The organism is Otariodibacter oris (assembly GCF_009684715.1).
Lineage (GTDB): Bacteria > Pseudomonadota > Gammaproteobacteria > Enterobacterales > Pasteurellaceae > Otariodibacter > Otariodibacter oris.
In genome coordinates this window covers 402,277-418,419 of sequence record NZ_CP016604.1, presented here as the reverse complement: position 1 = coordinate 418,419, position 16,143 = coordinate 402,277, and the positions used below count along the sequence as shown (strand labels likewise).

The 16,143-nt window shown below is 35.5% G+C and carries 15 protein-coding genes; 4 read left to right on the top strand and 11 right to left on the bottom strand.

Annotated features, from left to right (window positions below):
- Positions 1–22: 22 nt before the first annotated feature.
- From tamA to A6A10_RS01965, 9 genes are all read right to left on the bottom strand, one after another.
- Positions 23–1,798 (bottom strand): autotransporter assembly complex protein TamA, encoded by a 1,776-nt coding sequence (gene tamA, locus A6A10_RS02005; RefSeq protein ID WP_121123323.1) that lies wholly within the window; start codon positions 1,796–1,798, stop codon positions 23–25.
- Between the two features lie 6 nt (positions 1,799–1,804).
- Positions 1,805–2,650, bottom strand: a complete 846-nt coding sequence (locus A6A10_RS02000; RefSeq protein WP_121123321.1) for a divergent polysaccharide deacetylase family protein — start codon at positions 2,648–2,650, stop codon at positions 1,805–1,807.
- Positions 2,651–3,832, bottom strand: coding sequence for a murein hydrolase activator EnvC (envC, locus tag A6A10_RS01995; RefSeq protein ID WP_121123571.1), 1,182 nt, complete (start codon positions 3,830–3,832; stop codon positions 2,651–2,653).
- 155 nt (positions 3,833–3,987) lie between these two features.
- Positions 3,988–6,324, bottom strand: coding sequence for an LPS assembly protein LptD (gene lptD, locus A6A10_RS01990; protein WP_121123319.1), 2,337 nt, complete (start codon positions 6,322–6,324; stop codon positions 3,988–3,990).
- Positions 6,325–6,399: 75 nt separating this feature from the next.
- A complete protein-coding gene (gene hemN / locus A6A10_RS01985) occupies positions 6,400–7,767 on the bottom strand; it encodes an oxygen-independent coproporphyrinogen III oxidase (RefSeq protein ID WP_121123317.1) in 1,368 nt (455 codons plus the stop codon).
- Between the two features lie 9 nt (positions 7,768–7,776).
- Complete coding sequence (locus tag A6A10_RS01980; RefSeq protein WP_121123315.1) at positions 7,777–8,226, bottom strand: DUF2489 domain-containing protein; 450 nt, start codon at positions 8,224–8,226, stop codon at positions 7,777–7,779.
- Positions 8,227–8,228: 2 nt separating this feature from the next.
- Positions 8,229–8,804 carry a Der GTPase-activating protein YihI gene (yihI, locus tag A6A10_RS01975; protein ID WP_121123313.1) on the bottom strand — a complete coding sequence of 192 codons (576 nt, stop codon included), beginning with the start codon at positions 8,802–8,804 and terminating at the stop codon, positions 8,229–8,231.
- Positions 8,805–8,954: 150 nt separating this feature from the next.
- A complete protein-coding gene (gene pgeF / locus A6A10_RS01970; RefSeq protein ID WP_121123311.1) occupies positions 8,955–9,692 on the bottom strand; it encodes a peptidoglycan editing factor PgeF in 738 nt (245 codons plus the stop codon).
- Positions 9,693–9,700: 8 nt separating this feature from the next.
- Positions 9,701–10,090 carry a RidA family protein gene (locus A6A10_RS01965; RefSeq protein WP_121123309.1) on the bottom strand — a complete coding sequence of 130 codons (390 nt, stop codon included), beginning with the start codon at positions 10,088–10,090 and terminating at the stop codon, positions 9,701–9,703.
- A gap of 153 nt (positions 10,091–10,243) precedes the next feature.
- Here A6A10_RS01965 and yejK point away from each other — a divergent pair, with 153 nt between their 5' ends.
- A complete protein-coding gene (yejK, locus tag A6A10_RS01960) occupies positions 10,244–11,245 on the top strand; it encodes a nucleoid-associated protein YejK (RefSeq protein WP_121123307.1) in 1,002 nt (333 codons plus the stop codon).
- Positions 11,246–11,309: 64 nt separating this feature from the next.
- Positions 11,310–11,687 carry an outer membrane protein assembly factor BamE gene (gene bamE, locus A6A10_RS01955; protein WP_121123305.1) on the top strand — a complete coding sequence of 126 codons (378 nt, stop codon included), beginning with the start codon at positions 11,310–11,312 and terminating at the stop codon, positions 11,685–11,687.
- Positions 11,688–11,741: 54 nt separating this feature from the next.
- On the opposite strand, the gene rluD is transcribed toward bamE, so the two are convergent.
- Entirely contained in the window at positions 11,742–12,719 is a 978-nt protein-coding gene (gene rluD / locus A6A10_RS01950; RefSeq protein ID WP_121123303.1) for a 23S rRNA pseudouridine(1911/1915/1917) synthase RluD, read from the bottom strand.
- Positions 12,720–13,071: 352 nt separating this feature from the next.
- Here rluD and A6A10_RS01945 point away from each other — a divergent pair, with 352 nt between their 5' ends.
- Together A6A10_RS01945 and tsaD are read left to right on the top strand one after the other, a co-directional pair.
- Positions 13,072–13,851 carry an outer membrane protein assembly factor BamD gene (locus A6A10_RS01945; protein ID WP_121123301.1) on the top strand — a complete coding sequence of 260 codons (780 nt, stop codon included), beginning with the start codon at positions 13,072–13,074 and terminating at the stop codon, positions 13,849–13,851.
- Positions 13,852–13,932: 81 nt separating this feature from the next.
- Positions 13,933–14,970, top strand: a complete 1,038-nt coding sequence (gene tsaD / locus A6A10_RS01940; RefSeq protein WP_121123299.1) for a tRNA (adenosine(37)-N6)-threonylcarbamoyltransferase complex transferase subunit TsaD — start codon at positions 13,933–13,935, stop codon at positions 14,968–14,970.
- Positions 14,971–15,383: 413 nt separating this feature from the next.
- On the opposite strand, the gene A6A10_RS01935 is transcribed toward tsaD, so the two are convergent.
- Complete coding sequence (locus A6A10_RS01935; RefSeq protein ID WP_121123297.1) at positions 15,384–16,136, bottom strand: class I SAM-dependent methyltransferase; 753 nt, start codon at positions 16,134–16,136, stop codon at positions 15,384–15,386.
- Between the last annotated feature and the right edge of the window lie 7 nt (positions 16,137–16,143).

Sequence of the window (16,143 nt, the reverse complement as noted above, 5' to 3'; positions counted from 1 at the left end):
TAATCAATGCCCAACGAAATTATTATAGTTCGGAACCAATGCCAATATAAAACTGAACACCTTTTTTATCACTACTAGGGTTTTTTACTGGCGTTGCGATATCAAATTTAATAGCACCGATCGGAGATGCCCATCTTACACCGACACCCACACCAGAATGTAATTCACTCATAGAATAACTTTTGGCAGCCAAACCCGTATCATAAAATGTCGCGGCCCACCAACTCGGATAAACTTGATATTGGTATTCAGCTGTTGCTGTTGCTAAATGCGATCCCCCAATCAATTTGCCTGATGAATTACGTGGGGAAATATCCTTATAGCCAAAACCTCTTACACTACGATCTCCACCAGCAAAATAACGCAGTATAGGTGGAATACGATCAAATTCACCTGCTTTTAGGTATCCAATCTCACCACGAAGATAAACACGATGATGATCTTTAAACGTTCTAACCCAAGCAGTTGATGCCTTTGCACTATAAAAATTAACGTCAGATCCCCAAATTTTATTGCCCCAGTTTACTGTTAAATGCTGAGCATCTCCCCACAGAGGAAATCGACTACCATCAGTTCTTATACGATTAGCTGATGCAGTAGAATAAAGTAAAAATGTTTTAACCCTTTCATCATCACCTTGTTTAAATGAATCATAACGAGCTTTAATTCCTAAAGAAAATGCCCACCCAGTTTCATGGTTCCAAAAACGTTGTATCCCAATATGAGCACCAGTCAATTGAGTATCATTAATATCTTCTCGCTCTGCTCCTGCTGAAATCTCATAAAAGTAATCAATCGGCTGTTCTTTTACTGGAATCTTATACCCAAATTCAATTTGCTGTTCGGGCTTAGAAATATGCATAGAGGTTTCAATACTATGTCCTCTATTATTTATCCATGGCTTTTGCCATCGCATTTGGAATCTAGGTCCAACATCACTTTCATACCCAATTCCTACTTCAATGTTATTTTTTTTGCGAGGTTGGAGCAATATATTAAGTGCAACATTTTTTTGCTCACTATCTATCTCTGGTTCCACGAGTACTGAATTAAACCAATTGCTTGATGAGAAATCACTAGAGAGTTTCGAAAGATCATTAATATAATAATAATCACCAGGTTTAATGCGTAGTATATTTCTCAGATAATCCTCTCTAATCTGAGAGTTTTTAAATGAAATTTCTCCGTAACGATAACGTTCACCACTCTGATAAGCTAAGCGCCAATCAGCAATATGCTCCGAAGGATAAACTTCTAATCGATGAACACTCCATTCGGCATCAAAATATCCTTTTGAAGAAGCTAATTTTTCTATACTACTTTTAAAATTATCATAAGTCTGATGATTTAATATTTCACCCTTTGATGGTTTTCCACTAGTAATTAATTGAGTAAATTCTTCATCGTCCTTTGCCATCCCTGATAATTGAACATCTCGTTGATCTAATCTTACTGGTTGATCGAGGGTCACATTCAATATGAGCAGATCTTTCTGAGGTCTAGGACGAGGAGTAATTGTAAAATGATATTTCGTATTGTAATAACCTTTCGCTCTGAGTGCTTTATCAACTTTCTCCTGCACAAGATATTGATAACGTTCGGAACCATCTGCTTCATCATTACTTAGCTGCGATAAGTAAATTCGAATATTAGTCGATAAATCTTTGTCATTAACCCCTTCAATTTTCAATAATACAGTCTGCTCAGCATATACGATTTGATAAAATGAAACCGCAATACACAAACTGATTACTGAAAATCTTTTTATTTGGCTAACAATAGTATGTTGTACTTTCATAAACTTTTACTCTTTAGGTAATCCTCTTAGCATCGGAACCGATTTAAAGGGAGGAACAGATGTCAATGCAGGTTCTACATCAAATAAAGTGATAAAAGGTTTCTTAGGCTCTACTTTTTCATTTCTCCACAAGGTACCTATTTTCACTAATTCAATATCACTTGGTAAATTAGCTAGCCCTTTTTGCAATACGCTAATACTATTCTTTCTTGGGTGCCCTATCATGATAGCAACGCCATTTTTTCTTGCATAATTGATAGCAAGATGAAATTGGTGCTGAACATCAGTAAGTTTGTCACTATTATCTAAAAAAATATGTCTCTCTAGTGCATTTATCCCAAATTTATTTGCAATTTCATAAGCTACACTATCTCCCGATGTTTTGCTATCTAAAAAAAATAGTTGCTGAGAAGAAAGTGTATTCATTAAATATTCCATGGTTTGCCGATCAGATGTCGCCTTACTTCCCATATGATTATTCAATCCAATAGCATACGGAACCTGAATTCTGGAGAACTCAACTAAACGATTCACCTTCTCTTGATCCATACCTACCATTAATGCTCCAGCTTCTACAAGCGTAGAACTATTCTTGGGTTGCATAGGTAAATGAATTAAAATATCACGATCCTGTTCAAAAGCTTCCCTCGCTCTTATCGTAGCTTGAGGCGCTGATGGAATAATTGCAACATTAACTTCTTTTGGTAATTGATAAATTGCAGAATCTTCTTTAGCCCGATAACCAATATCATCAATAACAATGGCTAATTGTCCAGCATGAGTAGAAGAACAACACACAATTATTTGTAAAAAAACAACATAAACTAAGCGCTTATAATTTCTTTTAGTCATTTATTTAATCCAATTTAAAGGATTTACTGCAACTCCCTTTCGACGAATAGCAAAATAAAGAGCGGATCGTTCTTGTCCACCTGAATTCCCAACATAAGCTATAGTTTGTCCTGCCTTTACACGGCTATCTTTTTGAACAGCAATTGATTGATTATACCCATAGAAAGACATATCCCCTTTACCATGATCAATAGCAACTAATTGTCCGTAACCTTGTAACCAACTTGCTAAAACTACTCGCCCATCAGTAATAGCTTTAACTGGTGTACCAGCATTTGCTTCAATAACAACAGCATCCCACTTTAATTCTCCAATCTGAGGTGAACCAAAACGATTTACGATCTTGCCATTGATTGGCATATTATATTTTCCTGATAAACCTGAACCTGCTCTAACTTGCTGTTTTTCTTGCTCGGTTGCTTTAGGCTTACCTTCACTTTTCTTTTGTTTATCTAATTGGGCGATTTCTTGCTGCTCTTTCTTCTCAGCTTCTTTCATTGCTTGATCAACTTGGCGACGTAATGCTGCTTCGTTATTTTTTAAAGCTTGCAAGCGACTTTTATCAGCCGCTAATGTTTTATCAATTGAACGAATCGTATTTTCGCGTTCTTTTTTTGCCTTTTTTAAGTCACTTTCTTGTTTCTTTTGCTCAGTTAATTGGGCTTGTTGAGCGACTTGTTGAGCATTAAGTTCATCTCTACGAGCAGTTAATTCTGATTGAATACGATGTAACTCATTAATTGCATCAATTCTAACTTTATTAATATGTTCATAATAAGCTCCGATTCTATCTGCACTTTTAGCTTGTTCAGAAAATAGTCGTTCTAAAGTAGAAGGATGAATTCCTGAACGATAAGCAGAATCTAGCTGTTCCTGTAATTTTTCTTTTTGCTCTATTTCCTGCTTTTCTAACTTTTCAATTTCTTGCTCCGTAGCTTTAATTGTCTTACGAATTTCGCTAATATTACCCTCTATTTCTTTTAAATTACTACCAATTTGACCAATCTGAATTTCTTGCTTTTTTAAAGTCGATTGCAAGGAATCTCGCTCTTTTTGTTGCTGATTAATTTTCTGTTGTTGCTGGTTAATTTGTTTCTGTAATTGTGATAGATCGGCGCCATAAGCAACGTCAAAACAACAAGCAACACCAAATAAACATAAAAAAGAATAAATGTATTTCATCACATTCACAAAAAATCCTTTAATAAAATAAAACTAAGCAATACCAATAATAATTCTTATGTCTACAAAAAACGTTAAGAAACATTAAACATTCGTAAAATAATTTGTAGGTAAAGCACACAACCACATCATAATTGCGTACTCTAATCACTTAACTAATTGATATTAAATGCTTCTTGATAAGGAATAATACCTTTACTTAATAGTTTGTCTAAACCACTACTATAATTATTACCTAAACGTAATTCAAAATTCACACCAAATCGATTGTCGTAATAAACGTCATTAATTGAATCAGGCTTACCTTGTGGAGTTGCAATTAAATGACGTGCAGTGTAGAGAGACACATTCCAACAACAAGTGCTGTAAGTAACACCAAATTGACTCTGTACAGGTTTCTTCAATGCTAAATCATGGTAGTGGGAAATCATGAAACTCACATTGTCATTCACAGCCCATCCCACAACAGCACCTACTTGTTTAATATCTTGATTGTATGGGTTTTCACCTAAATTTTGGTCAATATAATTTTGACTTGCATAACGATAATTTAACTGTACCAAATTATCTGCTGATGGTTTATATTGTAATGACATATTCGCTAAAGCTGTTTCATTCAATATTGTGTCGTACTGATAACTACCTCGCCAATTCCAATCTTTATGAAACTTCCAATTGGACTCTAATGACCAAGATGATGAACTATGGAATGTTCTATTTCTACTAGAATCATCTACTCTAGAAGAACTCAAATAATAAATTTGTCCTGCACTAAAATTGAATACTTCAGAACCCGTTTCATCATCAAAGAAACGTGTTGTTCCACCTACGGTAATTTGGTTTGCAGAAGCAATTCTATCTAGACCACTGTAACGACGATCATTAAATAAAGCAAAATAGTCTTGTTGCAATAATGCGGAATCATAGCCTAAACCAACCGTATCTCTATCTTGTGAACCAATATCTTGTTGATTTTTATATGGACGATATAAATATTGTACCCTAGGCTCTAATACTTGAGTAAATCCTGTAACCAGTTGATTTTCTGATTCCAATGTTGTCTTTAAATCTAACTTAAATTGAGGTAACACACGAGTAACATGTTTTTTAATATCATTTGCATCCTCAGCTTTCCCTCTTTTTTGCAAATAATGTGTCGCATACAATTTAGTCTCTAGATTTACACTACCTAAATTATTTACAAAAGGAAAATTGATAGTAGGTTCAACATGAAAACGCCATGCTGTCGGCATACTATGACTATCGTTATCAAATCGGCTAACTTGTCCAAAGAAAGAAAAATCACCATGCTTGAGCAGATTATTCTTGTAATAGTGAAAATCAATCTGTGGTAAAACACGATAAGGTTTGATGCCAGAACTATCAAATGTTTGAAAACGCTTAGCCGCAATGGAAAAATCATAATTAGATTGATAATAACCTAGTCTGAAATTTTGTGTGGCATATCCATCAGTTCGATTACCGTACAACGAATCAAAATCCGCAAAATAACGATTATCGCTCACTTTAGTATAGTCGGCAAAAAAACGCCAATGTGTTAAGAAATTTGCTTGATGTTGCCAGAAAAGTAAATGGCGAGATTTATTTGATTCAATCCAATCAGAAAGTCTATCCTTTTTCATGTATTCGGCAGCGACTTTCCCTTCACCAAATCTCGTTAAGTATCGTAATTCAGGACTCAACTGCCATCCTCTACGACTATAGTAAGTTGGGGTTAATGTTGCATCGACATTCGGCGCAATATTCCAATAAATTGGCTGAGAATAAAAATACCCTTCTCGACTAGAATGTCCCGCACTCGGAATTAATAAACCTGAACGACGCCGGTCACCAATTGGGAACTGAAGATATGGTGAGTAAAATATTGGAACACCTGCAACTTTAAAACGCGCATGCCATAATTCAGTATATTCCTCTGATACATGCTGAATCATTTCATTTGCTTCTATTGACCAAGATTCATCATTAGGCAAACAAGAGGTAAAAGTCGCATTTTTCATGACTCGAATATCATCGCTCACAGCCACATCTTCGGCCGTTCCTCTCCCTTGACGACCGACTAATTGGTAATCTGCACCATTAAAATTAGCATCTCTATTAAGTAAATTAAGTGTCGCATTATTACCTTTTGCACTAATTAAATTATCTTGATAATTAAAATTACCATTCAAATAAGCAATTCTAGACTGATTACCTTGTTGCTCAATTTTAACCTCATCCACCAATACAGATCTCATCCCCTGTTTAATACTTACATCGCCAGTATAAGTTGCATCTGTAGGCTGATTAATTAAAGCACTATCTGCTTCAATATAGATAGGTAAGCGAGTTTGATCGCCGGCTTGTACTATTTCTCCTCTGAATTGAGGCACACCAACTAAACATTGAGCCATAAGATCAGCCATAGCATCATTGCTATAGAAAGCTCCCATAATTGACATGGCGAGAAGGCTATAATGGTGTTGTTTCATAACGTTGTCCTATAATTAATAACGTATAAAGTATTGAAATCCGTTTATCTAACCGCTTGTATAAAGCGATTTACATTAAATAATTCTTGAAAACTGTTGTCGTTTAGCTTGCTGTCTTGAATAAATATCAAAACACATACAAATATTACGAATAAGCAAACGTCCCCTAGGAGTAACAGAAATAGATTTTGAATCGATCTCTAATAATCCATCCCTTGCTAAAGGCGCTAATAACGATAAATCTTCTGCAAAATATTTTTCAAACTCAATTTGATAATTCTCTTCAACTTTTGCGTACTCTAGCTGAAAATTACAAATTAGGGCTTTAATGACATCTCTTCGTAAGCAATCATCTTTGGTCATTACTAGCCCTTTATGTAGAGCGATACCTCTATTCTCCACTTCAGCATAATATTGTTTTAATTCTTTATGATTTTGAGCATAACTATCACCAAGTAAACTAATAGCAGAAACGCCCATTCCTAATAAATCAGCATCTTCTTGTGTGGTGTACCCTTGAAAGTTACGATGTAAAACTCCCTTCTTTTGAGCAATAGCTAACTCATCAGTCGGTTTTGCAAAATGATCCATACCAATGAATTGATAACCTGAATTACTTAAAGTTTCGATTGTCTTCTGTAAAATTTCTAGTTTTGTTTCAGGTTTAGGTAACATTTCATCTTTGATTTTGACTTGAGCAGCAAAACGGCTTGGTAAATGCGCATAGTTAAAAATACTCATTCTATCTGGATTCAGCTCAACAACCTTTTCTAAGGTAAACATAAAGCTGTCCACCGTTTGATTAGGTAACCCATAGATTAAATCAATATTGGTCGAGACAAATTTTAACTCTTGAGCGCGTTTCATTAATGCAAAAATGAAGTCTTCATCTTGCTCACGATTCACTAATTTTTGCACTTCTTTATTGAAATCTTGGATCCCCATACTAATACGGTTAAACCCAATCTCTCGCAAATGATCTAACATACTCAATTCAATTTCACGGGGATCCATCTCAATGCTGATTTCAGCCTTTTCACTGACATTAAAATGCTTTCTAAGCATCGCCATGAGACGTAAAGATTGATCTTCATCCAAATACGTTGGCGTACCTCCCCCCCAATGAATTTGAGTTACCGTTCTATTCTCAAACAATGGAGCTCGATAGCGAATTTCCCTCTCGAGATAATCCAAATACGTATCTACTTTATGCTTATGTCGAGTAATAATCTTATTACATGCACAAAAATAGCAAAGCTTATGGCAAAATGGAATATGAACATACAGAGATAAAGGTTTATCTGGATATCTTGCTGCTGCAATCTTAAAATCATCATCATTATAAGATTCGTTAAACTCTAATGCTGTTGGATAAGACGTATAACGAGGTCCTGATTGATTATATTTTTGAATAAGATTGAGATCCCAAATAATTTCTGGCATACAGGTAACCTATTTTAATTGTTGTTTAAATTGCTCAATTTCAGTTGAAAGTTGCTGCAATTCGGTTTTGATTTTTTCTTCTAACTCTGCTTCTTTAGATTCTCTCTCTAAATCGAGCTTCATTCTCTCGTTACGTTTTAATTGTTTTCGAGCATCTAAAATAGGCATATCTTCAACGACTTGATATAACTCCCACATTGCTGGAAAATTTTTTAATGTTTTTCCTAATACATCAAGCAAAGGTTTTAAACGTAATACGCCTTCAGAAAGATCGCATCGACCATCAAGCATTGCTTTAATAATGATATCAATACTTTCAACAACCCTGTGGTAACGCTCATGTTGAGCTTGTTTTAGTTTATTCTTATTTTGATTTAATTTTATAAACAGACTCACTGCATAGCCTGCCATTGAAATAACAATTAAAACCGCCAATACGATTAAAAAAAATCTAAGCATAATTATTCACGAAATTTATTAATATCTAACGTTTCAAATTGACGTAGCAAATCTTCGTCACTTTCCTCTTCATCTTGAATACCCAGTTCTTCCATCAATTCATGAACACGATCTAAGCATTCATCCACAAATTTTTGATCGTCAGCAGATAATTTTTTGCCTGCTTCTAAGTCATCAAGAAGCTGATTTAGACATTCATTATTTTCTAATTGCTCTAATTCTACTTCTGGTAAAAGTGGTGCTTTTTCTGGAACGATTTCTACCTTCGGAATTGTCTTACCTTTTTCAGGCTTATTCACAAATTCAACCATAAGAGGCACTTTTTTACGACTGCCTACACGTGGATCTTTGATCTCTTTTTCTGTTCCTTTTTTCTGTTCAGCACCATCATTCAAACGTGATCCCGAAGGTAATCCTTTGTGTCTTTTTTTCTTCTTCTCTTCTCTAGATTGTAGATCCAATTCATAGCGAGTAGGTTTACGTCTTTTTGTTGTCCCATAAGGAATCTCTACCGATTTATCTGCCTTTCTAATCGGCATAATATCTGTGACACGACGTGTTTTTTTTGTACGACTCATAGTCTCTTTATAATAGTAATGAAAATAGTGATCGATTGTATCATTAACTGAAGGGAATGAGAAACGAGGAATAATGAATACTGTAAGCGGTAAGATCTTTCAATTTATTTACTATTTGCAAGATTACCGCTTACTAAAATCTAGAATTGGCTAGTTAGTTCGCCAAATAAGTGTCGCCATTCTGCCTGTTCTACCATCTCGACGATAGGAAAAGAAAGATTGAGGTTCACTATAAGTACAGTGTTCGCCACCTGTAATATCTGTAATGCCTAATCTATTCAGGCGTTGCTGAGCTAATTGGTAAATATTACACAGGAACTTACCGCTTGTGGTTTCATCTGCAATAAACGCTGAACTCGCATTTGGATCGACAGCACAAAATTGATCCCTAACCTCATGCCCCACTTGAAAAACAGTGGGTCCAATCGCTGGTCCAAACCATGCTGAAATATCAGAAGTCGAAGAGGCAAACTTCGCTACCGTTTCTTCTAATATCCCGTCGCATAATCCTCGCCACCCCGCATGAGCAGCGGCTATTTCTTTTCCATCTTTACTGCAAAATAGCACAGGTAAACAATCAGCGGTCATGATTAAACAGACTTGATTTGGCTGATTGGTATAAACCGCATCAGCCTCTAAATTATCACTGCTATATGGTAAACTCAGTACTTTAGTGCTATGAGTTTGAGTTAAAAAAGTAGGAAAGTGAGGTAACTGCACCTGCTCTACCAATTGTTTTCTATTTGCTAAAACAGACTCTGGTATATCTCCAACATGATCACCCAAATTAAAGCTATCAAAAGGTGGTTCACTCACCCCCCCCTCTCTTAATGTTGTTAATGCTTGAATATTCGTTGGTACAGACCAAGTTGGAATAATATACTTCATGTTTTCTCCTATTTTCTTAAGGCGATAGCTTCTATTTCAATTCCCACATCTTTTGGTAAACGTGCCACTTCCACACAAGAGCGTGCTGGAAATGTTTCATGTTTATTTTCAATAAAGAAGGCTTCATATTCTGCATTCACTTTATTGAAGTCATTCAGATCTTTTAAAAAGATCGTCATTTTCACAATATCACCCACTGTTAAGCCTGCTTGAGTAATGATTGCCTTAATATTCTCTAATGATTGACGAGTTTGTTTTTCAATTTCTGCCGCCACTTCACCTGTTTTAGGATCAACAGGAATTTGACCCGAAGTAAAAACTAAATTACCTAAATCAACGGCTTGAACATAAGGACCAATCGCCTTAGGGGCATTTTCAGTATGAATCACTTTTGACATATAACTCTCCTTAATTCCAATACTAAATTTCAACATAGTCATGTAATAAAGACAAAAGCTAGTTTGAAAGGTTTTACCTCATTTGTAAATAGCCTATAATCATCAAAAATTTTACAAAAAAACCTGCGGTTCTTACCGCTTGCAAGGAATATTATGAGCATTACGGTTACAGAAATTGTATTACATCAACTTCATCAAACTAATGATGAACCACCCCAATTAACCACAGTTTTGCGAGATAACTTACTCTCGATTACACCTGAAGTAGAACAAATGATGCTACAACTTCATCAAGCCTATCAAGGTAAAACGAAGGCGTATGGTGTATTCAAATCAGAATCTGTTTTTGCTCAACAACTTAATCGCTTGCTTGAGCAAGAAACTGATTTTTTACCCTTTAGCCACAGCAGTGCCAAAATGTTGGCTTCTGAATTAGGTAAATATACATTTGCTACTGGTGGGACTTTTATCCTGTGTCGTTATACCTTTTTGGCGACGGATTATTTATTTATCGCCTTGATCGATAGCCGTAGTTCAATGCTTGTCGATGATAAATTAGAAATTAAACGCACTGAATATTTAGAAATTAGTCAATATGATATTGCTTGTCGGATTAATCTGACTGAATTGCAAATGAATGCAAATTCCAATCGTTATTTAACCTTTATTAAAGGACGAGTAGGCAGAAAAGTAGCTGACTTTTTTATGGATTTTCTCTCCGCAGAAGAAGGGTTGAACCCACAAGTTCAAAACCAAACTTTATTACAGGCAGTGAGTGATTATTGCGAACAAGGCGACCTCGATAAATCGCAAACTCAAGCTGTAAAAAAACAAGTATTTGATTATTGTAAAGGGCAAATTAATACAGGCGAAGAAATTGCCTTACAGGAACTTTCCGCCACGATTCCGACCTTAAATGACAAGGACTTTGCGACTTTTACCTCGACCCAAGAATATGGCTTAGAAGAAACGATTCCACCCGTGCGTAACGCCTTAAAAACCCTCACTAAATATTCAGGATCGGGCAAAGGTGTAACCTTAACTTTTGATGCAGATTTATTGAATCAACGTATCATTTGGGATGAACTAAACGACACATTAACTATCAAAGGACTACCGGCAAATTTACGTGATCAGTTAATGCGTAATAAATAATGGTATTTTTCAAACTCTTTCGGTATGATCGAGTCAATTATTTGAAACTAAAGGTTATATGACTATGAAAATGAAATCTCTTGTAGCTGTACTTCTTCTTTCTTTAGGTATCAGTGCTTGTTCTACTTTAGAAAAAGTCGTTTATCGCATTGATGTACCACAAGGTAATTATCTAGAACAAGATAAAATTGATTTACTGCAAGTAGGGATGAACAAAGAACAAGTAAATTATGTTCTAGGCACACCATTACTTAATGATATGTTTGAAAAAGACCGTTGGGACTACGTATTTATCAAACGAGAAGGACACAATGATCCTATTCAGCATCTTCTACAAATTTACTTTGACTCCAAAGGCTTAGTCAGCGAGATTAAATTAGATAACCCAATTGTGGCTGAACAAAAGCAAGAAAAAACTGATAAAAAATGGTATATGCTATAAATACGTAAGATAATAAAATTCCCTAATATACACCACCATATTAGGGAATTTTAATTAGTAATCTAAATCATCTTTATAGAGTAAATAATCTACCTTCAGCGCCTCAATCAATTCCATAAAATCTTCTGGAAGTGGTGCGTGCCATTCCATTAATTCACCTGTAATAGGATGCTCTAAACGAAGCATTGCTGCATGAAGTGCTTGTCGTTTGAAATTTCGTAATACCGTGAGAAACTCCTCACTTGCACCTTTAGGTGGTCTAGGTCGCCCACCATAAAGTTGATCGCCTAATAGAGGATGAGCAATATGTGCCATATGTACACGAATTTGGTGTGTTCGCCCTGTCTCTAATCTCAAACGTAAGCGAGTATAGTTACGAAAACGCTCCATAATTCGATAATGCGTTACCGCAGGTTTACCCATTGGATGCACCGACATTGCTGTACGTTTCGTTGGATGCCTTGCCATAGGTTCATCAACTTTCCCACCTTGAGTCATTACGCCGCTTGCTACAGCTTCATATTCACGAGTTATTCTACGTTTTTGTAGTGCTGTCACTAAATGTGTTTGAGCAGGAACCGTCTTGGCAACTACCATAAGTCCTGTTGTATCTTTATCTAGACGATGCACAATACCAGCCCGAGGCACTTCCGCGATTTGAGGGTAATAATGCAATAAGGCATTAAGAATAGTGCCATTCGGATTTCCAGCCCCAGGGTGTACAACAAGCTCTTTGGGTTTATTAATCACTAAAATATCGTCATCTTCATACACAATATTCAAAGGAATATCTTCTGGCTCAAAACGAATTTCATCCTCAAGCTCTGCTTGTACTTCTATCAGCTCTCCGCCAAAAACCTTTTCTCTTGGTTTATTAATGATTTTGCCGTTAACAGTGACTTGATCATTCTCAATCCAAACTTTTAAACGAGAACGTGAATAATCGGGAAATAATTGTGCTATCGCTTGATCTAGTCTTACACCCAATAGATCATTAGTAACTTCTGCTTGTAGAGTAATTTTTTGAGTCATTCTATATAAAATTCCAAATATGATTTTGTGATTAAGTAATATCTAATAAGGTGAATAGTACCATTTTTTATCTCAACTTTGTGAACAATAGTCAGTGTCAATTTGCTATATGCTAACTTTTATCCACAAATAGTTTTTACGACCTGTCTATAAATACCTTATGAGAGGCTAAATTGCCGATTTATAAAATCGTATTTTTGAATCATTCCATATAAAATGCCAAATTATGTTTTCTTATTCAACGATGTCCGATAGAATAGGAGTACTTTTTATATGAACTTTGCGAACGATAGTAAGTCGAACTTGGTTACATATTACTTTTACCCGCAAACACTTTTATAGGTACATTATTATGCGCAAATTAACCCCTCTTCTTTCACTTGTTCTTGCAAGCTTAGTTATCGCTGGATGCTCAAGTTCTGAAAAAAATGAATTTGAGGGCATAGCTACCCAAGAACTTTATAATAAAGGACAAGCCTATTTACAAGATGGCGATTATACTAATGCCATCCGCTATTTGGATGCGGTTGATGTACGTGGCCAACAAGGTGCCTATGGAGAACAGATACAACTTAGCATTGTATATTCTCAATATAAATTAGGTGAATATTATAAAGCATTAGATGCTGCGGAACGATTTGCTCGCTCTTATCCAAGTAGTCCATCTATGGATTATGTATTTTATCTTGCTGGATTGAGTAATGCTCGTTTAAGTGATAACTGGGTTCAAGACTTTTTCAAAGTCAATGATTCAAAACGTGCTGTAGATAATGTTCGAAATGCTTATGGTAACTTCCAAAGTATCGTTCAATATTATCCTCAAAGCCAATATGCACAAGATGCACAAAATTGGATGGTTTATCTAAAAAATCGCTTAGCTCAACATGAACTTGAAATTGTCAAATTCTACATGGAACGTGACGCTTATGTCGCTGTAGCTAATCGTGTCGAGAATTTAATCAATCTTTATCCAGATAGTAAAGCAACACATGATGCTCTACCCGCTTTACAAAAAGCTTTCGAGGAAATGGGCATTACTGATTCAGCACAAAAAGTTGCACAAATGATCGAAGCAGATAAAGATCAAGCCTTCCCTGAAATTGTAAAACCTAGTTATGGTGCGCAATTCTAATAATCTACAAATTATTAAATCTTTATTATATTTTATGGGGGCGAATACGCCCCTATACCTTTTTATGAACGAGTAAATAAAATGAGAATTTTAGGTATTGAAACCTCATGTGATGAAACTGGGGTTGCTATTTTTGATGAAAATAATGGGCTCATTGCCAATCAGTTATATAGTCAAATTGAGATGCATGCAGATTATGGTGGTGTTGTACCAGAGCTTGCATCGCGCGATCATATCCGCAAAACTTTACCGCTCATTCAAGCTGCATTAAAAGAAGCGAATCTGACCGCTTCTGATATTGATGGTATTGCTTATACTTCAGGCCCAGGTCTAATTGGGGCATTACTGGTAGGTTCAACCATTGCTCGTTCTCTTGCTTATGCATGGAATGTCCCCGCGCTCGGTGTGAATCATATGGAAGGGCATTTGCTCGCGCCAATGTTAGAAGAATCTCCCCCTGAGTTCCCATTTATTGCCTTGTTAGTTTCAGGCGGACATACTCAACTCGTCAAAGTGGATAATATTGGCGAATATGAGTTATTAGGTGAATCTATCGATGATGCGGCAGGAGAAGCCTTTGATAAAACAGCAAAATTATTAGGATTAGATTATCCAGGTGGCGCAGCCCTTGCGAAATTAGCCGAAAAAGGAATGCCAGATAGATTTATATTCCCTAGACCAATGACTGATAGACCAGGACTTGATTTCAGTTTCTCTGGACTAAAAACGTTTGCCGCTAATACAATTAATGTCAATTTGGATAGTGCAGGTCACCTAGATGAGCAAACTCGTTGTGATATTGCCTACGCATTCCAAGATGCAGTGATCGATACCTTACTCATAAAATCTCGTCGAGCATTACAACAAACGGGTTATAAACGCCTAGTCATTGCTGGTGGGGTGAGTGCAAATAAAAAATTAAGAGCAGATTTAGCCGAGTTAATGAAAACGCAAGGAGGCGAAGTTTTCTATCCTAGACCTCAATTCTGTACAGATAATGGTGCAATGATTGCCTATGCGGGTTTTATGCGATTAAAAAATAATGAACATAGTGATTTATCTATTAATGTGAAACCTCGTTGGCCAATTACTGAACTACCAACTCTTACATCTGCATAACTTCTTTATAAAAGGATTACTGTAAAAACATTCATAACTACAGTAATCTTTTTTACTCCAAAAAATTTTTAGTTTTTGATTAAATTTTGACTAGGCATATTCAAAACCTTAAGAAATACGTTACTTCAAAAAAACCCAATTATTTATTTTATTAAAAAAAATAAATACATTATATTATGAGTTTTGCACAGCCTGAAATTGTCAAGATGGAAAGCAATAATTTTTTTATATATTTTTGATAGTAATCGCTAGAAAAATTTTAACTTATTGATTTTAAACAACAAGTTATTTTACAACCAATTTTTAAAACTACACGGAAAGCCTAGTATTCATCAAGGATCCGAGCGTTTATAAAAAAGTTACTCACAAAGTTATCCACAGATTTTGTGGATAGAAAAATTGAGATAAAAACCCTATATTTTTTTAGATTTGATGAAGAGCAATGGCGGGCGATGTTGAAGATCTTTAAATTCACTATGCCATTGAGGAAGATCTTGTAACATTGGTTCTTCAACTTTTTCGATAATAAAGCCAGATTTGATTAGCTGATTGCAGAGTGTTGCAAAAGTACGATGATAGGTTTTAAAAGGCTGTTTAAACCAATTTCTATCCCGTTCCCCTTCTTCCCGATAATAATTAAGCCGATAAGCGACTTGTTGCTTATTTTCATCTTTCTCCCAACGATTCCCTTCTCTAAAACAGGTAGTAATAGGATGTTCTTGAGAAAAAATAAGTTGTCCATTGGTAACCAATTTTTTGGAAATTTTATTGAGTAATGCAGGAAAATTCTCAATGTAGTGGAAAGCAAAGGAACTAGTAATCAGATCAAATTCACCTTCCACGATTTGATCGAGATCTTCCATAGGCAAACAATAGAAATTATAAGCGGTCGGATCTTCATGATATTTTGCAAAAGTTTCTTTTGCTTCAGATAACATTGATTCGGATAGATCAAGCCCAACAACTAATTTAGCCCCTAACTCTAAGTAATGATGTAAGTGAGATCCGACTCCACAACCAAGATCTAGCACTTTCTTACCTTTTAAATCAGGCAATAGTGAAAACATTGTCGGTTTTTCAATGATTTCATTCACACTAATGGGGTTTTCTCGTAATTTTAAATAACGCTCGAAAAAAATAGGATTATCGTAAATACTTTTTTTCATCTGCCAT